This window comes from Spirosoma aerolatum, assembly GCF_002056795.1.
Taxonomy (GTDB): Bacteria; Bacteroidota; Bacteroidia; order Cytophagales; family Spirosomataceae; genus Spirosoma; species Spirosoma aerolatum.
This window is the reverse complement of the sequence record NZ_CP020104.1, coordinates 5,812,797-5,833,005: the sequence shown is the minus strand read 5'-3', so window position 1 is coordinate 5,833,005 and position 20,209 is coordinate 5,812,797. Positions and strand designations below refer to the sequence as shown.

At 49.0% G+C, this 20,209-nt stretch carries 21 protein-coding genes; 10 read left to right on the top strand and 11 right to left on the bottom strand.

All coding sequences use genetic code 11. The annotated features are described in order from the left end of the window. Positions 1 to 130: 130 nt before the first annotated feature. From B5M13_RS24140 to B5M13_RS24120, 5 genes are all read left to right on the top strand, one after another. On the top strand, positions 131 to 1,873 hold the full coding sequence (locus tag B5M13_RS24140) for a serine hydrolase (protein ID WP_080058104.1): 1,743 nt from the start codon (positions 131 to 133) through the stop codon (positions 1,871 to 1,873). Between the two features lie 380 nt (positions 1,874 to 2,253). After that, positions 2,254 to 3,429, top strand: coding sequence for an MFS transporter (locus B5M13_RS24135; protein WP_080058103.1), 1,176 nt, complete (start codon positions 2,254 to 2,256; stop codon positions 3,427 to 3,429). A gap of 92 nt (positions 3,430 to 3,521) precedes the next feature. Next, a complete protein-coding gene (locus B5M13_RS24130) occupies positions 3,522 to 4,472 on the top strand; it encodes an SPFH domain-containing protein (protein WP_080058102.1) in 951 nt (316 codons plus the stop codon). A 54-nt stretch (positions 4,473 to 4,526) separates the two neighbouring features. Next, positions 4,527 to 5,264, top strand: coding sequence for a universal stress protein (locus B5M13_RS24125; protein WP_080058101.1), 738 nt, complete (start codon positions 4,527 to 4,529; stop codon positions 5,262 to 5,264). Between the two features lie 241 nt (positions 5,265 to 5,505). Further along, a complete protein-coding gene (locus B5M13_RS24120; RefSeq protein ID WP_080058100.1) occupies positions 5,506 to 6,489 on the top strand; it encodes a glycosyltransferase family 8 protein in 984 nt (327 codons plus the stop codon). A 23-nt stretch (positions 6,490 to 6,512) separates the two neighbouring features. Here B5M13_RS24120 and B5M13_RS24115 read toward each other — a convergent pair whose 3' ends face one another. The 6 genes from B5M13_RS24115 to B5M13_RS24090 are packed head-to-tail and all read right to left on the bottom strand — an operon-like array spanning position 6,513 to position 9,596. Next, positions 6,513 to 6,962, bottom strand: coding sequence for a GNAT family N-acetyltransferase (locus B5M13_RS24115; RefSeq protein ID WP_080058099.1), 450 nt, complete (start codon positions 6,960 to 6,962; stop codon positions 6,513 to 6,515). Positions 6,963 to 6,971: 9 nt separating this feature from the next. Continuing rightward, positions 6,972 to 7,448, bottom strand: a complete 477-nt coding sequence (locus B5M13_RS24110; RefSeq protein ID WP_080058098.1) for an OsmC family protein — start codon at positions 7,446 to 7,448, stop codon at positions 6,972 to 6,974. Between the two features lie 4 nt (positions 7,449 to 7,452). Beyond that, positions 7,453 to 7,779 carry a cupin domain-containing protein gene (locus B5M13_RS24105; RefSeq protein WP_170061186.1) on the bottom strand — a complete coding sequence of 109 codons (327 nt, stop codon included), beginning with the start codon at positions 7,777 to 7,779 and terminating at the stop codon, positions 7,453 to 7,455. A 39-nt stretch (positions 7,780 to 7,818) separates the two neighbouring features. Beyond that, the gene (locus tag B5M13_RS24100; protein WP_080058096.1) at positions 7,819 to 8,463 is read right to left on the bottom strand and encodes a LysE family translocator; all 645 of its coding nucleotides are present in this window, start codon (positions 8,461 to 8,463) and stop codon (positions 7,819 to 7,821) included. A gap of 12 nt (positions 8,464 to 8,475) precedes the next feature. Continuing rightward, positions 8,476 to 8,925, bottom strand: coding sequence for a GNAT family N-acetyltransferase (locus B5M13_RS24095; RefSeq protein ID WP_170061185.1), 450 nt, complete (start codon positions 8,923 to 8,925; stop codon positions 8,476 to 8,478). Positions 8,926 to 8,972: 47 nt separating this feature from the next. Beyond that, a complete protein-coding gene (locus tag B5M13_RS24090) occupies positions 8,973 to 9,596 on the bottom strand; it encodes a pyridoxamine 5'-phosphate oxidase family protein (protein WP_080058094.1) in 624 nt (207 codons plus the stop codon). Between the two features lie 118 nt (positions 9,597 to 9,714). Between B5M13_RS24090 and B5M13_RS24085 the strand changes: the two genes are divergently transcribed. The 5 genes from B5M13_RS24085 (at position 9,715) to B5M13_RS24065 (ending at position 17,056) form a co-directional block, all read left to right on the top strand. Continuing rightward, positions 9,715 to 11,229 carry an aminotransferase-like domain-containing protein gene (locus tag B5M13_RS24085; protein WP_080058093.1) on the top strand — a complete coding sequence of 505 codons (1,515 nt, stop codon included), beginning with the start codon at positions 9,715 to 9,717 and terminating at the stop codon, positions 11,227 to 11,229. Positions 11,230 to 11,372: 143 nt separating this feature from the next. Then, positions 11,373 to 12,299, top strand: a complete 927-nt coding sequence (locus tag B5M13_RS24080; RefSeq protein WP_080058092.1) for a bestrophin family protein — start codon at positions 11,373 to 11,375, stop codon at positions 12,297 to 12,299. 230 nt (positions 12,300 to 12,529) lie between these two features. Further along, positions 12,530 to 15,196 (top strand): ABC transporter permease, encoded by a 2,667-nt coding sequence (locus B5M13_RS24075; RefSeq protein WP_080058091.1) that lies wholly within the window; start codon positions 12,530 to 12,532, stop codon positions 15,194 to 15,196. Positions 15,197 to 15,283: 87 nt separating this feature from the next. Continuing rightward, entirely contained in the window at positions 15,284 to 16,192 is a 909-nt protein-coding gene (locus tag B5M13_RS24070; protein WP_080058090.1) for a helix-turn-helix domain-containing protein, read from the top strand. Between the two features lie 99 nt (positions 16,193 to 16,291). Then, complete coding sequence (locus B5M13_RS24065) at positions 16,292 to 17,056, top strand: SDR family NAD(P)-dependent oxidoreductase (RefSeq protein ID WP_080058089.1); 765 nt, start codon at positions 16,292 to 16,294, stop codon at positions 17,054 to 17,056. Positions 17,057 to 17,176: 120 nt separating this feature from the next. Here B5M13_RS24065 and ygiD read toward each other — a convergent pair whose 3' ends face one another. From ygiD to B5M13_RS24040, 5 genes are all read right to left on the bottom strand, one after another. Further along, positions 17,177 to 18,010, bottom strand: coding sequence for a 4,5-DOPA-extradiol-dioxygenase (ygiD, locus tag B5M13_RS24060; RefSeq protein ID WP_080058088.1), 834 nt, complete (start codon positions 18,008 to 18,010; stop codon positions 17,177 to 17,179). A gap of 64 nt (positions 18,011 to 18,074) precedes the next feature. After that, positions 18,075 to 18,599 (bottom strand): NAD(P)-binding domain-containing protein, encoded by a 525-nt coding sequence (locus B5M13_RS24055; protein ID WP_080058087.1) that lies wholly within the window; start codon positions 18,597 to 18,599, stop codon positions 18,075 to 18,077. A gap of 114 nt (positions 18,600 to 18,713) precedes the next feature. After that, positions 18,714 to 19,295 (bottom strand): Crp/Fnr family transcriptional regulator, encoded by a 582-nt coding sequence (locus tag B5M13_RS24050; protein WP_080058086.1) that lies wholly within the window; start codon positions 19,293 to 19,295, stop codon positions 18,714 to 18,716. Between the two features lie 54 nt (positions 19,296 to 19,349). Next, positions 19,350 to 19,751, bottom strand: a complete 402-nt coding sequence (locus tag B5M13_RS24045; protein ID WP_245859465.1) for a hypothetical protein — start codon at positions 19,749 to 19,751, stop codon at positions 19,350 to 19,352. 30 nt (positions 19,752 to 19,781) lie between these two features. Further along, positions 19,782 to 20,102 (bottom strand): thioredoxin family protein, encoded by a 321-nt coding sequence (locus B5M13_RS24040; protein ID WP_080058084.1) that lies wholly within the window; start codon positions 20,100 to 20,102, stop codon positions 19,782 to 19,784. Positions 20,103 to 20,209: the final 107 nt, after the last annotated feature.

Below are 20,209 nucleotides of genomic sequence, written 5' to 3'. Positions count from 1 at the left end.
TGACAGAAATAAAACCTGCTTTAATCATGTGTTAGAGCAGGTTTTTTATTGCCGGAAAAGAAGCTTACAAGAGATGTGCAACCATAAAAAGACTATTTTGCCAACACCTTCACATAACCATCCTGATTGTATGAAACAGCAAGCTACGTCTATGTTCATTCGAATACTAATCGCAGGTTTTTTTCTGGTGAGTTCACCCGCCCTGGCGCAGCAGAAAGCCGATAAAATCGATGCGCTCATTCAGCAATACGTAGCCAATCGTCAATTCAACGGAACGGTACTGGTGGCTGAACAGGGCAAGGTAATTTTCAGAAAGGGTTATGGGATGGCCAATATGGAGTGGAACATTTCCAACACGCCCGATACCAAATTCCGGCTCGGTTCCATCACCAAGCAGTTTACGTCGATGCTTATCATGCAACTGGTTGAAAAAGGCAAGATTAAGCTCGATGGGAAGGTGACGGATTACCTACCCGATTATCCCAAAGCGACGGGCGATAAGGTAACGATTCATCACCTGTTGACGCATACATCGGGCATTCCAAGCTATACAGGTTTCCCTGATTTCTTTGAGAAGATGAGCCGGGACCCATACACGCCCGATGCGTTTGTGAAGAAATTCTCCGACATGCCGCTTGAATTTGAACCCGGCTCGACGTTTTCGTATGATAACTCGGGCTATTTTCTGCTGGGTGTTATCATTGAGAAAGTAACCGGCAAATCCTATGCGGAGGTGCTTCAGGAGGCTATTCTGAAACCCCTGCAAATGCTGAATACGGGTTATGATCTGGCCGATCCGATTATTCCGAAGCGGGCATCGGGTTATGAAAAACGGGGTGGTCGTTATGTGAATGCTCCGTATCTGGATATGACTATTCCCTATGCGGCCGGGTCAATGTATTCTACCGTAGAGGATTTGTACCGTTGGGATCAGGCCTTGTACACCGATAAGTTGTTGTCTGCTCAATCGAAAGAGACAATGTTTACGCCCTTTCTGAGCCATTATGCTTACGGCTGGGGTGTAAGCAAGACGAAGATTGGCTCGTTGAAAGATAGCCTGCTCCTGATTGAACACACCGGGGGAATCAATGGCTTCAACACCATCATTAGCCGGATACCTAAAGATAAACAACTGGTTGTGCTGCTGAATAATACGGGCGGGGCTCCGCTGGGAAGCATTCGGAAAAATATCCTGAATATTCTCTATAATCAGCCAGTTGAAGCACCCAAAAAGCCCATTGCTGATGCCCTGCGTCAACCTGCTCTGACCGACCCGCTCGATAAATTACGAACCACATTTACGACGTTGAAGGCCGATAAAGCCTACAGCTTGAGCGAGAACGAGATGAACGGTCTTGGGTACGAACTCCTAAGCGAGGGAAAAGTACAGCAGGCCATTCATGTATTTACGCTCAACGTAGAGTCGTTTCCGCAATCGTATAACGTGTACGACAGCCGGGGCGAAGCCTATATGAAACTTGGCGATAAAGCAGCTGCTATCCGGGACTATAAAAAATCACTAGAACTGAATCCACGTAATACGGGTGGTATCGGGAAACTGAAGGAGTTAGGCGAAATCGTTGAAGCGCCGAAAGATGCAACTGTGGATGAAGCTACGTTGGAATCCTATGTGGGTACGTATGAACTGGCTCCCACCTTTGCCATCGTCATTACGCGGGAGGGGAGTCAGTTATATGGTCAGGCAACCGGACAGCAGCGGTTCGAGCTTTTTCCTGAATCAAAGACTAAATTTTATCTGAAAGTGGTGGAGGCCAAGGTATCGTTTGTTCGAAATGAAAAAGGTGAAATCGACCAGTTGATTCTTCACCAGAACGGGCGTGATATGCCGGGGAAACGAGTTCCTAAAAAGTGAAGCGGAACTCCGAGTTATAAACCGGCCGAACAATTACTAGTTGGAAGCTTGTTTGAACGTTTGTTCTAGTTACTTTTTTGTCACCCCAACGTAGGAGGGTCCTTCGGAGATTATTATTTCACATTCTCTGAAGGACCCTCCTACGTTGGGGTGACAAAAAAGCATATTAACCGATCATATCAATCATAAAAATCAATGTCCTATTCGATTGACGCGTCATAATTGGATTCGCAGATCAATAAGTTTGAACATTCGTAGGCTGAGGAACATTTTTGTATTTTTTCTATTTGCGTAATAGTATACTATCCGAAATGCGGGTAGTTGTGTGAGTTTTTCAAGATGAGGCACTCACGAGCTGTTAGAAAATAGAACGCTGCAAAATGAAAAAAAGCTTACTGCCTCTTACCATCGGAGGCTTCGGAATCGGTATGACTGAGTTCGTTATGATGGGAATTCTGCCTGATATTGCTACGTCTTTACATATTTCGATTCCAACGGCTGGGCACCTGATTTCGTCCTATGCGCTGGGGGTAGTGTTGGGGGCACCTTTGCTGGTTGGCATTGCCGGAAACTACCCGCCGAAAAAGATTTTGCTTGGCTTGATGGCGTTGTTTACGTTCTGCAATGCGCTCTCGTCGTTTGCACCGAACTACGAAACCATGATGATTACCCGGCTGTTATCGGGCCTGCCGCATGGGGCTTTCTTTGGCGTTGGGGCTGTTGTCGCCAGTCGGCTGGCAGGTCGCGGTAAAGAAGCACAGGCCATTTCGATGATGTTTGCCGGACTTACGGTAGCCAATATTATTGGTGTACCGCTGGGAACGTACATTGGACACACCATGAGCTGGCGACTGACATTTATGATCATTGCTGGTGTTGGGTTGGTCACAATGGCTTCCATTTATAAACTGCTGCCAAATCCTCCCGTCGTAGGTGAGTCGAACCTGCGGAAAGACCTGAAATTGTTTACGTACGTTGAGCCCTGGCTCATTCTGGGCATCACGGCCATTGGCACAGGGGGATTGTTTGCCTGGTTCAGTTATATCGCTCCATTGCTGACCGAGGTGGCTGGTTTTGAAAGCGGTCAGATTACCTGGATTCTGGTGCTGGCTGGTTTAGGCATGGCCGTCGGAAACCTGATTGCCGGACGTACTGCCGACCTGATTTCGCCCAGCAAAGCGACAGCCCTGTTTCTGCTGTTGATGGTGCTTTCACTGACGATCGTCTATTTCGTAGCACCCTTCAAAGTGCCTTTACTAGTTATGACATTTGTAACGGGTGCCATTGCGTTTTCGCTGGGCGCACCGATCCAGATTCTGATGATCCGGGCATCCAATGGGTCCGAAATGCTGGCTTCGTCGGTCAGTCAGGCCGGATTCAACATGGGTAATGCCCTGGGAGCGTATCTGGGCGGGTTACCGATTGCGGCCGGTATGGGGTATACCTCGCCAATGTGGGTTGGGGCCATGCTTGCGCTGACAGGTTTTGGCATGGCAATGATGGTCTATTTCCGTCATAAAAACGCCGACCAATATGCCCTGGCGACTGGCCATTAGGATGTACCGTTTGAGCAATAGTTTGCGCAGAACATCAACGGATTCCGTACCTTGAGACGGAATCCGTTCTTTTTTCTAAACCTAAACACTGCATGGACTTTCTGTTAGTACTATTCATTCTGGCGATTATCGTCCTTTATCTGTCAGTAGTTATTGTCCGGCAGGGCACAGTAGCTGTTGTTACCGTTTTTGGAAAATACACCCGTGTTATGACGCCGGGGCTTAATTTTAAAATCCCATTTATCGAATTCATTTACCGCCGTATTTCCATTCAAAATCGCTCGGTCGAGCTAGCGTTCCAGGCCATTACGTCCGATCAGGCCAATGTCAATTTCAAAGCGATGCTGGTGTATTCTGTTTTGAATCAGGCCGAGGAAACTATCAAAAATGTAGCCTTCAAATTCATTGATGAAGCCTCGTTTATGCAGGCGTTGATCCGTACTATCGAAGGGTCCATCCGTAGCTTTGTCGCTACCAAACGGCAATCGGAAATTCTGGGTTTACGTTCCGAAATCATTGAACACGTAAAGGCCCAGCTCGATACGTTGCTCGAAAGCTGGGGGTATCATCTGATCGACTTACAATTGAACGACATTGCCTTCGATGAAGTCATCATGCGATCGATGGCGCAGGTGGTAGCCTCCTCGAACCTGAAGGCAGCTGCTGAAAACGAAGGTCAGGCGTTGCTGATTACTAAAACAAAAGCAGCCCAGGCCGAAGGAAACGCCATTCAGATTTCGGCTGAGGCTGAGAAAACAGCCTCTCAACTGCGTGGGCAGGGGGTAGCACTGTTCCGCGAAGAAGTTGCTAAAGGAATGGCCGAATCGGCGCGGGTGATGAATGAGGCCAAACTGGATGCGTCGCTGATCCTGTTCTCGATCTGGACGGAAGCGATCAAGCATTTCGCCGAAAATGGCAAAGGAAATGTCATCTTCCTTGATGGCTCAACGGATGGTATGGAAAAAACGATGCAGCAACTGATGGCCATCCAGAAATTGAACGGAGACGACGCGAATGGGGCTGTTCAGGCAGGAAAACGTTGAACATAGTTTTAGGGTTTACGGTTTATGGTATACCATAAACCGTAAACCTGTCTTATGACAAACCTGCTTTTTCCTACAGACTTTACTGCAAATACGCGAGCCGCTCAGGATTGGGTGCGGTTATTGGCGCATAAAACCGGCGCTACGGTTACGCTGTTGCACGTTTATCAACCCATAATTCCTGATACTACGTTTCCAACGGTTGGAAGCATTAGTGATCCGGGACTGGGAGCGGTAGCCGCCATAGAATTAGAAGACCTAAGTCGGCAACGGCTTAGCGAACTAGCCGATCAATTGCGGGCTGATGGTTTGTCGATTAAGCTGGACTGGCGAATTGGGTTGGTGGATGACAGTATTCTGGAAGCCGCTCGTGAGCATTCGGCCGACTTAATCGTGATGGGACGCAGTGATTTAAGCACCTTATTCGATCGTCTGGCAGGTAGTGCCGTTTCGGATGTAGCCGATGCAGCGCGGTGCCCGGTTCTGATCGTACCGACAGCTCCTGATGGAGTGGCCTTTCACCCGGTGCAGGTACGGACTATTGCTTATGCCATGCAAGCCCAAACGACGCGGGCTTTAGTCGAAGATCAGACCGAAATGCTTGTAAAGGCCTTTGATGCCCAACTGCTTATTGTTACAGAAGATAAGCTGGATACAACTCCTGCTGATCTGATTGTCATGCAGTTATATCGGCAGGAGGGCTTTCTGGATAAACTCCTGCATCCAAACCTGGTTGGGTCATTGATCGAGAAATCGGATGTGCCTGTATTGGTGTATCATCAGACTGAATAGGCTAGGGTGGAGTCGTAAGTGTAAGATAGCTACTTCACATTGAGGGTCAATCCGCTCGCATATCTTGTTCCTGATTATGCCTTTTACTAAATATTTTGTATCTGTTTTTTAGATAAGGGGTCTAATAGGTGAATGCTAGCGCAAAAGATAATTTGCCTTAGTCGTTTAATCGTTTAAATAGTATTAAACGCCTTAACGGTAATGCGCTACTGATTGAATTAAATAGCTATCTAATCCACTCATGTCACCGAATCAGCCTTTACCACTTGTTACTATATGCGACAATAGGTTTGCTCTTTTATTAGCAGCGTTAGTCAAATCGATTGAAATCAACCTGACAGCACCCGCTCAATTTGATCTTTATCTGGTCAATGATGGCATCGATTCGGCAAACCGAGAAAAACTGCTACAGTCTATTAATCCGGAGGTGTTTAACGTACATTGGTTAACAATCGATGAGGCTATACCAGTCGGTATGGCTTTACCCATTGATCAGTCTACGTTTCCCCTAAATGTCTACATTCGGCTGTTTATACCGTTTTTTATTCCGCAGCACCTGACTAGAGTGGTGTATATGGATGTGGATATGATTGCTCACCAGGACATAACGGCCCTATGGAAAGTCGATCTGGGTAATAAACTGCTGGGGGCTGTGCGCGATCGGGCCGAAGTGATCAGTAGTTCATGGGGAGGCTATCAGAATTATCGCGAATTGGGTTTGCATCCTGAAACGCCAATTTTCAATTCGGGATTGCTGGTGATTGACCCCATTCGCTGGCGTCAGCAGCACATCACTGAGCGCGTGTTGACGTGCCTTGCGCAGAATGCCAAGTATGCGGTATTTGCTGATCAGTATGGGTTGAATGTCGTTTTGGCAAATCAGTGGCTCGAACTTGATCGGGCTTGGAATACCTATGCACAAAATGACATAGCTGATCCGTATGTGATTCATTTTACGGGGATAAAGCCTATTTATCGCTCCTACACTTTTAATAAGGCTTATCAGGAAGAATTTTTTTTGTATTTAAACCAGACCGCCTGGCGAGGCTATGCACCCGTTAGCGGGTGGCGTCATGTGCTGCTCAAGCAAATCCGCAAAGTGGGCAAACGATTATACCATCTGGTCAATCAATTAAACCCATTTAAACGCAATACTGAAAAAAAAAGGCAGGTAGTGCTTAGCATGAATGGCCTCGACAAACTAGATGCTGCGATAACTGACTGATTGGCGAAGTGATATGGGTTAGGCTAACGGTTGACGTAAGTTAATACCATAAAATACAGATCGAGGCCAGGGGCCCAGAAATCAGGTTTGGTGTATTGGAGCTGAAATCCAAATTTCTCAAAAAATCGATAAGCTACCTGTGAAGTGCGGCATTCAATCCGCTGAATTCCCGGTTGCTGCCAAATCTGTTGAAGGTTGTGCTGTATTAATGCAGTGCCAAGTCGTAACCCCTTTAGCATTGGGTCGGTCAAAATCCAGCAAATGTGTGCGACCGTCTGGTCGTCGGTAAGGTAATAGCCACAGGCTCCAGCTACAGTGCCCTTGTACTCAATTACAAAATAGGGGTCGGTGTACGTTTGTAGAAACTCGGCGTATTCATCCTGTTCGTTTTCTCCGAAGGCTGTAGGGACATTCCTGGCGAAAACAGTCAGAAGCGGAGCAATGTCAGCTTGGGTAAACGGGCGGATGATCATCGGAATGAATTAGTTACTAACAGCGTGGCAGGTTGGTTCATGACGAACCGGGAAATTGCAGGAATTGGCAATAAAGCAAAGCTGGTTGGCTTTATGGTGAAGCTCGTTGGCTTTCTCGATCATCGACGCATCGGCAACTACCACCGACGGATAGAGCGTAACCTCCGTAAAATGGCCACTACCATCCGAGGTTTCGACCATCGTACCTGTTGCCGTATCTGTGTAATCAACCACCACCACACCGGCATCGGTACAGACATGCAAATACCAAAGCATATGGCAGGAAGATAAGGAGGCCACCAGTAATTCTTCTGGGTTATAGCGGGTTTTGTCGCCCCGAAAGGCCGGGTCCGATGAGCCCGGGATGTCAGGTTTATTCGCTGCCAAGATCACATGAGCCCGTTCGTAGGCCCGGTAGCCGCTGGTTCCTGTACCCGTATTCCCCGTCCAGGTTGTCTTGATTTCGTAGTGGTGTTGTTTTGTCATTTACTTATATTTTTTCTCCTCCAATAGGGCCATAAAATAAGACCCAAGTGGCAAAATCTTCGGTAAAATTTTCGAATCGATGTTCCATACCTGCCGGAACGAAGAGCAGATCGCCCGGCTTGACCGACATGCTTGTTCCTGCATAGAGAAACGTACCACTGCCTGTCGTAATAACATAGATCTCATCGCGTTCATGCGGTTGCTGTTTGTCAATCCGATCCGGTTTATAATATTCGACTACCAGGCTACCATGACGAAAAAGTTCAACAAATTCGGTAGGAACTGTCTTAAGTTGGCGAACGCCATCGTCGGGCGAAAATAGATTACGCATTAGATCGGCCATACATAATGCTGATTTATAGACACTAACTCATTTGCCTTTGTCGACGGCCATCCGCACGGCCAGACCCATCAGGATACTCGCTACTCCCCATTTCTGAACTCGAATATAGCCCGGGCGGGCCTGAAACCAGCGGGCCATCCGAGCTGCCGACAAGACGATTAATAGATTGACGGTTGCGCTGACGAACAGTTGGGTAATGCCTAACTGAACAGTTTGCGTCCATAAGGAGCCATATTCGGGGCGGGTGAACTGCGGAAAAAACGACACGTAAAATACCGCTACTTTCGGGTTGAGCACATTGGTCAGAAAGCCCATTCTGAAGAGTTTCCCTGCCGAATCGGTTGAGGTGGCTTCAACAGTTTTACTGACTTCAAATGGCGAAACACTGCCTGGCTTGATAGCTGCCCAGGCCAAATAGAGCAAGTAGCCAACACCAAGCCAGCGAAGAAGTTCATAAACAACAGGGATTGCCAGAAAGATAGCTGTAAGACCCGCCGAAACGAACAGAATATGCACCCAGAAACCCGTCAGTACACCCGCCAGTGATACCAATCCGGCTTGTCGTCCCTGAGTAATGGAGCGAGAAATCAGGTAAATCATGTTAGGTCCGGGCGTTACGACTAGCCCCAGAGCCGCTAAACTAAACAGCAGTAGTTCGCTGATCGGCAGCATAAAATAAAGGAATTACGTTCCCAGAAATAAGATCATTTGCTCTTCATCGTAATACGCATCACCGTCTTTCACCGCTTTAGGCTCGAGGGCGAACGAATGAAAGCCTATGGATTTATAAAGTTGCCTGGCGGGCCTATTGCTGGCAATTACAGTTAGGGTAATTTGTTCCATGTTCGGTAATTGCTTCGCCCGACGAATCGTTTCCTCAATCAGTTGACGGCCAATACCCTGCCCAGCGTACTCATGGGCTACATACATGGCAAACAGCAATCCCTTATGCCGGAGCTTCTGACGATTATATCCTTCCCGGCGGAAACTTACCGACCCTGCCAACTCATCAGCGTCAGTAAGCATACCAAGCGTAAAACTGTCAGGCAACCCAGCAGTCGGAAACGATTCATGGACTTGATCAGCAGGACTAATGCGGAAACAATCCCGATGCAGGATAAAACCTTTTCGCATAAAGGATTGATAACCAAAGTTGTTGTCTGCTGTTAGTTCGGCCAATCTCATATCAGATAGTCGGGCAGGGGTATCGTCGCATCGCCCTCTTTGGGTATGGGTGTCTGACGAACGGTTTGCAAGGGTATTACACCTGCCCAGGTTGGCAACTGTTCATCTTCAGGTTCATCGTTTGGCCCGCCTGTTCGAAGTTTGGCCGATGCTTCATGCAGCGCGAACGACAGCACGGTTGTTTTACGCATTTCGCTGTCGGTGGTAGGGCGGAGATCGGCCCAGCGTCCGGGAATCAGATGGTCGGTGATGAGCGCCATTGCTTCCAATCGTTCGGCCTCGTCGGTTACCTTCTCAGCATTGGCGAAAATAACAACCGAGCGGTAATTGACAGAGTGATGAAAGGCCGACTTAGCCAGCACCAATCCATCGGCCAGCATAACGGTGATACATACTGGTGCGCCCCGCTCAATGGATCGGATAAAGTGACTGCCTACTGATCCATGAATGTAAAGTTTATCGCCTTTCCGGGCGAAAGCGGTAGGAATCGCCATTGGTTGCCCATCAATGGCATAACTAACGGTGCAGAATAGGGCCTCATCCAGAATAGGATGAATGGTGGCTTCGTCGTACTGAGCACGCTTGGCCAGGCGGCTGGGTGTTGTGCGGGTGGTTTGCATACGTGTAACGCGGCCGGGCTGGCATCCAGCATCCTGTCCGCATAGTTTTTCAAAACAAATGTCGTTCTTTACCGGACTATTAATCTCATCCAGTTTTTAGAATTGTACTAGTCCGGTTATGCTGCCTTTTAAATCCCTTATTCAACTTGACAAATCGTCGGCGACGCCCGTGTTTGTACAACTAAGCAATCAACTGGGGCAACTTATCCGGGCAGGTACGCTGGCATCGGGGCAGCGATTGCCCGGTACGCGACAACTGGCCGAATTACTCCAGTTGAATCGCCAGACAATTGTGGCCGCTTACGACGAAGGCTTAGCGCAGGGCTGGCTCGAAAGTCGGTCGGGGAGCGGCACCTATGTAGCTGCTCATTTTCCCGATGTAAAGCCGCAGCCCTTACTTCCCGGTCAATCGGAAACAGTCACTGAATCGCCACAGGATAAGCCCGGCTACCTGTTTGAAACGAACCCATTGCTGGTACGGCCTTTGTTAACCTATTCGGCAGGGCTTCATCTGGATGATGGTTTCCCTGATATCCGGCTGGCACCGATGGAAGAATTAGGGCGCGCTTACCGATCCTATTTTCGGTGGGGAAATCCGCAGCAACATTTCGGGTATGCCGATACAAAAGGGCATCCGCTGTTGCGGGAACAACTGTCGGTCTATCTGAACGAAACCCGTGGATTGCGCACGAAACCGGATAATATTCTTATTACGCGGGGGAGTATAATGGGCCTGCACCTGACCTGTCAGACACTGCTACAGGCTGGGGATAGAGTGGTAACGGGCGAAACAACCTGGTTTGGCGCCACTATGAACATTCGCAAAACGGGCGCTTCGATTCTGACAGTTCCCGTCGATCAGCATGGAATGGATATGGATGCGCTGGCCGAACTATGTCAGAAACAGCGAAGCGTCGCCCGGCCCATTCGGATGGTGTTTGTAACCCCTCATCACCATTACCCAACAACCGTTACGTTACGCGCCGACCGCCGGATTCGGCTATTACAACTGGCTGAACAATATGGCTTTGCGGTTCTGGAAGACGATTATGATTATGATTTTCACTATCTGAGTCGTCCTATATTGCCACTCGCCAGTGCCGACCAACGGGGTATGGTCGTTTATGTCGGATCGCTGACCAAATCGGTAGCACCCGCTTTCCGAATCGGCTATGTAGTAGCACCAACGGCCTTAATCAACGCATTGGCCCAACTCCGGCGCATCATCGACCGGCAGGGTGATCCTATGCTCGAATTTGCGATCGGGCAGTTATTCAAAACGGGTGATCTGAGACGCCATTTCCGAAAATCGCTTCGGGCTTACCATGCCCGGCGAGATCATTTCTGCGATTTGCTGGCAACCGAACTAAAGGAGGTGGTTCAGTTCACAAAACCCGATGGCGGAATGGCCGTCTGGACAACCTTCGACACAGTCATTGATATGGATTCCCTGGCACTTCAGGCAAGCCGGGAGGGACTTTCACTGGCAAGCGGAAGCATTCATAATCCGCCGGGCCAGAGGCTGAACGGTACGCGGCTGGGGTTTGCGTCGAGCACAGAAGACGAACTGGAGCAAGGCGTAGCTATCTTGAAGAAAGTAGTCGAAAAATTTCGTTATACCGATTCCCGATAGTGAGTATCTATACAGATTCAATTGCTGGTGCGACCAAACGTACAGGCCATTGGCTAACCTTTCGAACCGCTTTTCATAGGTTATAAAGCTGGTATTTCGGCTGTGTGAGTATATTACAGGTAAATCGTCTTCCTCCATATCCCGTGATTATCTATCAGGCTAAAGATTGGGCAGGGGCCCTCCGGCATTTTCATACGAGTTATAGTATTCAGGTGTTGTTACGGCGGGTAGGCTTTGTCAGTGCCTATGGTCTTCTGCTCACGCTGGTCGATCAGCATGTTGCCGATGTTCACTTACCCTTCGATGGAACGCTTTTTTCCCTATTAGGTATTACACTTAGCTTGTTGCTCGTATTCCGCACCAACACCGCGTACGACCGATTCTGGGAAGGACGTCGGCAATGGGGTTCGCTGGTCAATTATAGCCGGAATCTGGCCGTTCTACTCGATTCATTGCTGCCCGATGATGCCATCACCAACCGTACCTACTTTGCGCGCTCGCTGTCCAATTTTGCCCTGGCACTGAAAGGCCATTTACGCTCCGGTGTCGATTTTGCCGAGCTGGATGATACAGGTGACGATGAGCGTCAATCGCTGGCTCAGTATGCTCATGTTCCAAGCCGGATTGCGGCTTTGATTTTGCGCCGAACCCAGGCATTACGTCAGGATAACCTCGTAAACGATGCCGATCTGATCACGATTCGACTTTATCATCAGGCATTGCTTGACATAACCGGTGCCTGTGAACGTATCAAAAAAACACCAATTCCCTTCTCATACAGCTTTTTCATCAAACTATTCATTACGGCCTATGTGCTGTTGATCCCGTTTGTTCTGGTAAAATCGTATGGGTATTTCGCTATACCCGCCACCACCCTGGCGGCCTATGCGCTGATTGGTATTGAGATGATTGGCGACGAAATCGAAGAACCCTTCGGACTGGACTGCAATGACCTGCCCCTGAACCAGATTGCCCAGACTATCCGTCGGAATATGCATGAGATCCTGGGCGTTACTCCACTTACTAGCGAAGCCCCCAAACCGGAAGTCGACTACATAAAAGTTAATTAATAGTAGGTAGGAGGGTTGGGGCAGAGGAATAATGGACTGACCTGCTATTGGTTCATCTTCCTATGTCCGCTGCCTACTTTGTCTCGTCCGGTTAGGGACGAAAGCTGTCCGTAAGCGGACAGCTTTCGCCTGGCTATAAATCAAGAAAAGCCCTTTTGAGCCCCTGAGAGCCTGTTTTTATTTCTGGCAGTTGATTTGTACGATAAAATATAGACTAATGTTCTAGGGAGATGCGTCGATCACCACCGCGCTGGGCAGAGCAGTTATTAATCTGGTTACATCCGTCCGAAACACTGGAGGAAGTACAGGGCGATCTGGACGAACTGTACACGTACTGGTATCGGCGGGCGGGTGAACCACAGGCCAGTTTGCGGTATGTGTTGAATGTCATTTCGGCCGTTCCGCCCTTTGTTCGGCGTCGGCATTCCCAGTCAAGTGAATACCCCCAACCCTCATCACTCCATCCGTCTATGTTATCGAATTACCTCAAAATTGCCCTGCGTACACTCTGGCGGAGCAAAGGGCATGTGGCTATCAACGTTATCGGGCTAGCGGTAGCGTTCTGTATCTGCACGTTTTTATTCTTAACGAGCTATCTGCAACTCACCTTCGATTCGTTTCATACAGATGGTGACCGGATTTTCCAGACGTACTATTTCTCAAACGATCCCGAAAAACCCAGCAAATCGGGTACTATGCCCCTAGCGTTATTGCCTGCTCTAAAGACAGATTTTCCTGAACTGGAAGCCGGAGCACAGATTGTCCAGGGGCGCAAAAGCCTGGTGGAATACAAAGGTGTTTATTTCGATAAGCTGATTACGCTGACCGACCCGGATTTCCTGACCATGTTTTCGTTTCCGATGCTTAAAGGAAGTCGTACCAGAGCGTTGCACGACCTGAGTAGCATCGTGATCAGCGACGACATGGCGAAGGCAGTATTCGGAACCGACGATCCAATGGGCAAAACCTTGCTGGTGGGTAGCAATGGCGATCAGAAGCAGTACATCGTGACTGGGGTTATGGCAACGCCCCCTTACAACTCGTCAATTCAGTTCGATGCACTGGTCCGGGTCGAAAATGTGCCGAATTATCAGGCACGAAAACAGAATTGGTACGATAATTCGCACCGGGTTTTCCTCAAGCTACCGGCTCAGATTAACCAGGCCACGTTTGAGGCTCGATTAAAAGCCTTTACAAAAAAGTATCTGGGCCAAAACCTGGATAATCTGAAAAAGAAGGGTGCTAAGCCCGATAGCCAGGGCGATCTGTTTACCATACGCTTGCAGAAACTGGCTGATGTGCATTTTGATCGGGAGATTGATGGGAGAGGGGCCCCTATCGCCATGATCTATGTACTGCTGGGGATATCCTTTTTTATTCTGCTGATTGCCTGCATCAATTTTATCAATCTGAGTATTGCCCGGTCGTTTATGCGTGCGCGGGAGGTGGGTGTGCGGAAATCGCTGGGCGCACTGAAAACCCAGCTTTTTGTTCAGATATGGAGCGAATCGACGCTTATCTGTCTGGTTGGTTTTGGTATTGGCTTATTACTGGCTTACTGGTTTCTGCCGGCGTTCAATGCTTCGTTTCAGGCCCGATTGGAATTACACTACCTTTTCCAGCCCGGTTTTATAGTGCTTATTGTGGGGGTATTTCTTCTGGTTACATTACTGGCAGGTGGTTATCCGGCCTGGCAGATGGCGGCATTCAAACCTGTAGAAGTGCTGAAAGGGAAAATCTCGCTCAAACGGCCGGGCTTTCTGCGCAATTCACTGATTGTAACCCAGTTTTCGTTGTCGACGTTGCTGGCCTGCGCTACGATTATCGCTTTGCAGCAGGTTGATTTTCTGCGTGAGCAGCCGCTTGGCTTTCAAAAAGAACAGGTCATCAGCATTCCGGTTGGTAACCAGGCCAACGGTCGGCAGGTACTCCAACGGATGCGGAACATATTGGCAACCGACCCGACCGTTGTGGCCGTAACGGGCACCGACATTAATTTGGGGCGGGGTAAAGATCGGGTAAGTTCGCGGAGTAGCGTAGGCTTTACGTTTAAAGGTCGGGAAATCTCGTCCGATCTGCTCCTCGTCGATTATGACTACTTCAAAACGTTGAATATAAAGCTGCTGGCCGGTCGGGATTTTAACCCTACCTATGCTGCCGATTCGGTAAACCGGGTTGTGGTTACGGCAAGTATGGCGAAGCTGTTGGGTGAAAAGAACCCGGTTGGGATGTTCTATCGGGATGATGCCGACACATCGGGCGCTCAAACCCAGATTATTGGTGTGGTTCCCGATTTTCACCTGTATTCGCTGGCCGATCAGGCCAAACCGATTACCATACACATTTCGCATGCCGAACCGATTCGGTACATTTTTGTGCGGGTATCGCCCCAAAGTCTGGCCAGTTCGATGGATCGGATGAAGCAGGTTTGGAAAGACATAGCGCCCCAGTCGGAGTTTATGGGTACGTTTCTGGATGAGAACGTCGACGCGTGGTACCAGAGCGAGGAGATGATGTCGCGGGTGTTTAGTCTGGCATCCAGCATTGCTATACTGCTGTCATGCATCGGCCTGTTTGCGGTAGCCTTGATTGTCATCGAGCAACGAACCAAAGAAATCGGTATCCGTAAAGTAATGGGGGCCAGTATTCCCGGTATCATCGTGGTGCTCTCGCGCGATTTTGTAAAACTGGTTCTGATTGCTCTGGCCATTGCCATTCCCCTGGCCTGGTTTGGAATGGACAAATGGCTTTCGGGCTATGCCTACCGAATCGATATCAATCCCTGGGTGTTTGTTATCGTTGGCTTGTCGGCGTTTCTGATCGCCATTGCAACGGTTAGTTTCCATAGCATTAAAGCCGCCCTTGTGAACCCGGTGAAGAGTTTGCGAAGTGAATAGTCGAATTTGTCTGGTAGAGACAGGGTATGCCCTGTCTCTACAACGCGGAAAATGCCTATATTTGATTTTTACAAATTAGGCAGGCAAATGGAGACGACCACGCTGGAAGGGTTTTACAAGGAAATTGCTACACTTATTCCCGAAGATCTTAACAAAGAGATTGGGCACTTCAATGTATTTAATATTGACGAAGTCCATGCAAAAATCAAGAAGAATCCTCGTCTGATGCCCTATAATCGGCGGGCTTATTACAAAATCAGCCTCATTCGCGGGCGGAGTAAAGCCGAGTACGCCGATAAGGTCATTGATATTGAGAAGAGTGCGCTTCTGTTTGCTACGCCCAAAATTCCCTATCACTGGATTCCTCAGGAGGAAGGGCTATCGGGCTATTTCTGCATTTTCACCGCCGATTTCCTTATTCAGCCTAAAAGTGGAATTGTGCTGGACGAGTTGCCGATATTTAAGCCCGGTGGGTATCCTGTTTTTCAATTGTCGGACGAGAACATCGAAGACCTGCTCTACATTTTTCGGAAAATGTACCGGGAAATCGGGTCCGATTACGCGTATAAGTATGATTTATTGCGAAACTACGTTCTCGAGCTAATCCACTACGGCCAAAAACTACAGCCTGCAACGGCTTTATATCCCGCGCATACAGCCTCTACGCGGGTTTCGTCGCTGTTTATTGAACTACTCGAACGTCAGTTTCCGATCGAGTCGCCCCAGCAGAAAATCAGTTTACGGACCGCCAAAGATTTTGCCGACCGGCTTTCGGTGCATGTCAACCACCTGAATAAAGTGCTTAAAGAAAATACGGGCAAGACCACTACCGATCTGATTAGCAGCCGGATTGTTCAGGAAGCCAAGATTCTGTTGAAACAAACCGACTGGAATATCTCTGAGATTGCCTACAGCCTGGGTTTTGAAGAAGTAGCGCACTTCTCCAATTTCTTCAAAAAACAGACGTCGCTGGCCCCGCTTGCTTTCCGGAGTTAACGCCTTGATTTGAATTTTGCAAACTTCGGATTGATTCGCGCAAACACCTACGCTACTGGTTGATTTACCTTTGTCTCATCAAAACAAAAACCAAGTACAATGATGAGCAATAGTAAAATCGCATTAGTTACCGGCGGTAGCCGTGGATTAGGTAAAAATATGGCGCTGAGCCTCGCCCAAAAAGGAATCGATGTTATTCTGACCTATCATACCCAACAAGCCGAAGCAGAGGCCGTTGTTGCCCAGATTGAGCAGGCCGGGCAGAAAGCCGCTACTTTACAACTGAACGCTGGTGATGTAAAAAGCTTCGATGCGTTTTTTGCCCAACTGAAAACCGTTTTGCAGGAAACCTTCGCTACCGATCATGTTGATTTTCTGATCAACAATGCGGGAACAGCACTGTACAGTGCTTTTGCCGAAACGACGGAAGAACAGTTCGATACCGCCCTGAATATCCATTATAAAGGCGTGTTTTTTCTCACTCAGAAAGCCTTACCCTTTATTAATGATGGTGGCCGGATCATCAATATTTCGTCGGGACTTGCCCGTATGACGTACCCAGGTTCGTCGGCGTATGGGTCGATGAAAGGCGCCATCGAAGTACTGTCGCGGTATATGGCGCTGGAATTGGGCCCTCGTCGTATTGCCGTCAATGTGGTAGCTCCGGGCGCTATCGAAACGGATTTTGGTGGCGGTCGCGTGCGGGACAATAAAGAGATCAACGCCCAGATCGCCAGCCGAACAGCGCTTGGTCGGGTTGGTCTCCCCGATGATATTGGCGGAGTAGTGGCCTTCCTCTGTACCGACGAAGCGCGTTGGATCAATGCTCAACGGATCGAAGTGTCTGGTGGACAGGGGCTGTAGGGCGAGGTGCGTGGAGCGTGGGGATGGCACGGAATAGTAAGGCGATCACCGTATGGTTCCTGAACAATCTCTGCCATCCCTGCCCCACGCTCCCTACTCCACGCACCTCGCTCCCGGCACCTAGCCCAATTTCACCGATGTCATCGTTAACGAACCGGCAACAGCGCGGTCGTTGAAGAAGGATACCGAATCCTGGCTGCCTTTCAGGCCGAGCGTGTAGAGTAACGGTAGATAGTGCTCAGGTGTGGGAATAGCCAGCGCAGCCTCCCGACCCAGCAGATTATAGTTGATTAAGGGCTTGGTGTCGCCATCGCTAATCAATTGTTTGAACCGATCATTTAGCGACAGGGCCCAATCGAAGCCATAGTTGGGGACGTTCATCTTATCCCAGGCAACCATCCGCAGGTTGTGTACCATGTTGCCACTGCCCATAATCAACACGCCTTTTTTACGGAGTGCATACAGTTCACGAGCCAGATCGTAATGGAATTGTGGTCCTTTTGTGAAATCGATACTCAGTTGCAGAACCGGAATCTTCGCATCGGGATACATATGCCGAACAATGGTCCAGGTGCCGTGGTCAAGCCCCCAGTCGTGTGCTAGTTCCACATGAGCTGAGTGAATCAGCGAAGCCGTTTCCTGGGCCAGCACGGGGCTGCCGGGGGCGGGATACTGTACATCGAACAGTGCTTTCGGAAATCCGCCAAAATCGTGAATGGTTTCCGGAAAATCCATCGCTGTGATTTTAGTGCCCCGGCTGAACCAGTGCGCCGATACCACCAGAACAGCCGTTGGCGTCGGGATTTCGGTCGCTATTTTCCTCCAGCGACGGCTAAATTCATTGTCTTCGATCCCATTCATGGGCGAACCGTGTCCAACGAAAAGTACCGGCATTACCGGCCCTTTTTCATCCAGGTCAGCAGTAAATTTTTTTAAATCGGATAAGCTATTCATAGTTATGGCCCCAGTTAACATCGTTTTTATAAATCGATCTCGTCTCATCATGATAGGCGTTCGGTTAAACTGACCAGTCTTCTACCACAATCGGAGTGAGCCTCGCAACGGTCAGTAAGTCTGCAACAGTGGCTATGGCTTCTTCATGCTGGCCCGTAATAAAAGCCGTATCGGGTAACGTGCCGTTCTCAGAAGGTGCGATCCATACATGCACAAGTTTCGAATTGGGTAGCCATTGCTGGAGTTCCTCGCCAGCGTGTGTGTGTGCTGGGTGATCAGGTCTGGCCAGCGTTGCGAGGTTGATAACAAGTTTACAGGTTGCTACCTGCTTAATCTGCTCCGCTACGGCTTTTTTGGCTGATTCGGGAACGGCCAGAACCAATACATCGGCTTCCCAACAGGCCGTTACCTTACAGTCAATAGCTTCAATATCAGTGCTGGTTGATTTCTGCAAAAGGCTTTCGACCAGCATCTGCGCTTTCGATCTATCCTGATCGAACAGGAGCAATCGATACAACTGCTCTGCCAGTCGGACGGCAAAAGTCGAACCTGTACTTCCCAAACCAATGATGGCGATTGTTGGCTTCATGATGATTCGTCGTCATGTCGTTTCTAATTGACTGACAGGACAAAATTACCATCAATGTACCGCCGAAAACGATGGCTTAGGACAAGAAAAAACGTTGTACTAGATCAACGAAAATCAATCGGAATGGGGTTTCCGGCCTCGAATACGGCTCAGAAAGGCGGGCGTGATGCCCAGGTACGAAGCGATCATGTGCTGGGGTACACGCTGTACGATGGCTGGGTAGCGGTGGATAAAATCTGCGTACTTTTCTTCGGCCGACTGGCTCAGGGCGCTTTTGATCCGGCGTTGGGTGGCTATGTAATTATTCTGTAGAGTAATCCGAAAAAAACGCTCCATTTTAGGAACGCTTTCTACCATTACGTCCATATTGGTCCGCTCCAGTAGCAGTAACTCCGAATCTTCCAGGGCATCGATCTGAGTATCTGAGGGCTCCCCCGTAAGGTAGCTGTACATATCGGATATCCACCAGTCTTCGGGCGCAAACTGAAGAATATGCTCTGCGCCTTTCGTATCGACGGTGTAGGCACGCAATAGCCCTTTTTCGACAAAAGCAATGGCCTTACAAACATCACCTTCCTGCAACAGGTCGTGCTTACGGCGAAGTTTCTTTGGAATGAAAAGTGTTTTCAGAAGGGTAAACTCATCGTCGGTCAGGCTGACCAGACGCGAAATATGCTGATAGAGCTGGTCGTACATTGTATGAGAGGAAGATCACAGCAAGTATACGACCAGCCGCATTAGCCACCAAACTTACAGCATATTCAGGCTCATCATGCCCGACAGAAATTGCAGGCAGCCGTCTTTTACACGCGTAAATTCATGCATAAATGCCGTTGTATGGCGCTCAATTGTAGCCGAAAGGCCAAAATGGGTATCGGAGCAAATCTGGGCTTGCCGGATGGGTGGGCAATCGGCTCCGGTACAGATCAGATTTCGATTGAGCTGATCCAGTTTGGCCTGTAAATGACTTAAATCCTGGAAATAATCAACGGCATCGTGGCGGAGACTTCGGCTGTTGTAATGATTCATCACCTCGAGCAGCAGTGCCCGAAGCTGGCGAATTTCTTCGGCCTGCTGCTGGATAATCTGTTGCCAGTGCTGATGTTCCTGATGGCAGGATGCGGTTGTGACCGACTGAGTTGCCGAATTCATGGTTGAGTTCATGAGGGTTTGCGAAAATGATTACTTGGTGGATGTCTGGATCAACTGAGTTTCTAACTGATTGACAAGATCGGGATGGTCGACTGGGCCAGCATAGCGCCATAGCTCCAGGCCACGTTTTAACAGAACAAACGCTGGTAAAGAGGTTACACCAAAACTCCGTACTACTTCGGGATGGCTGCTTTCGTTCACCCGCATGATTTGCACGTTCGGGTATAGCACCGAACGCATTTTATCCAGAAGCTGGTCCACGTCAGTTCGTTGTGCCGTCGAAGATGACGTAAATACCAACAACACAGGCACTTGTGGAACTGTTGCCACTACGGATGAGTAAGGTACCATGACAATAAGCCAATTAATAGCTCAAAGTTGCCCTTTTTCGCTTCGGCAGGAGGTGATACAGATCAGTATCCTGACTGATTATAATCAGTCGGCTACGTTGGCTAGCC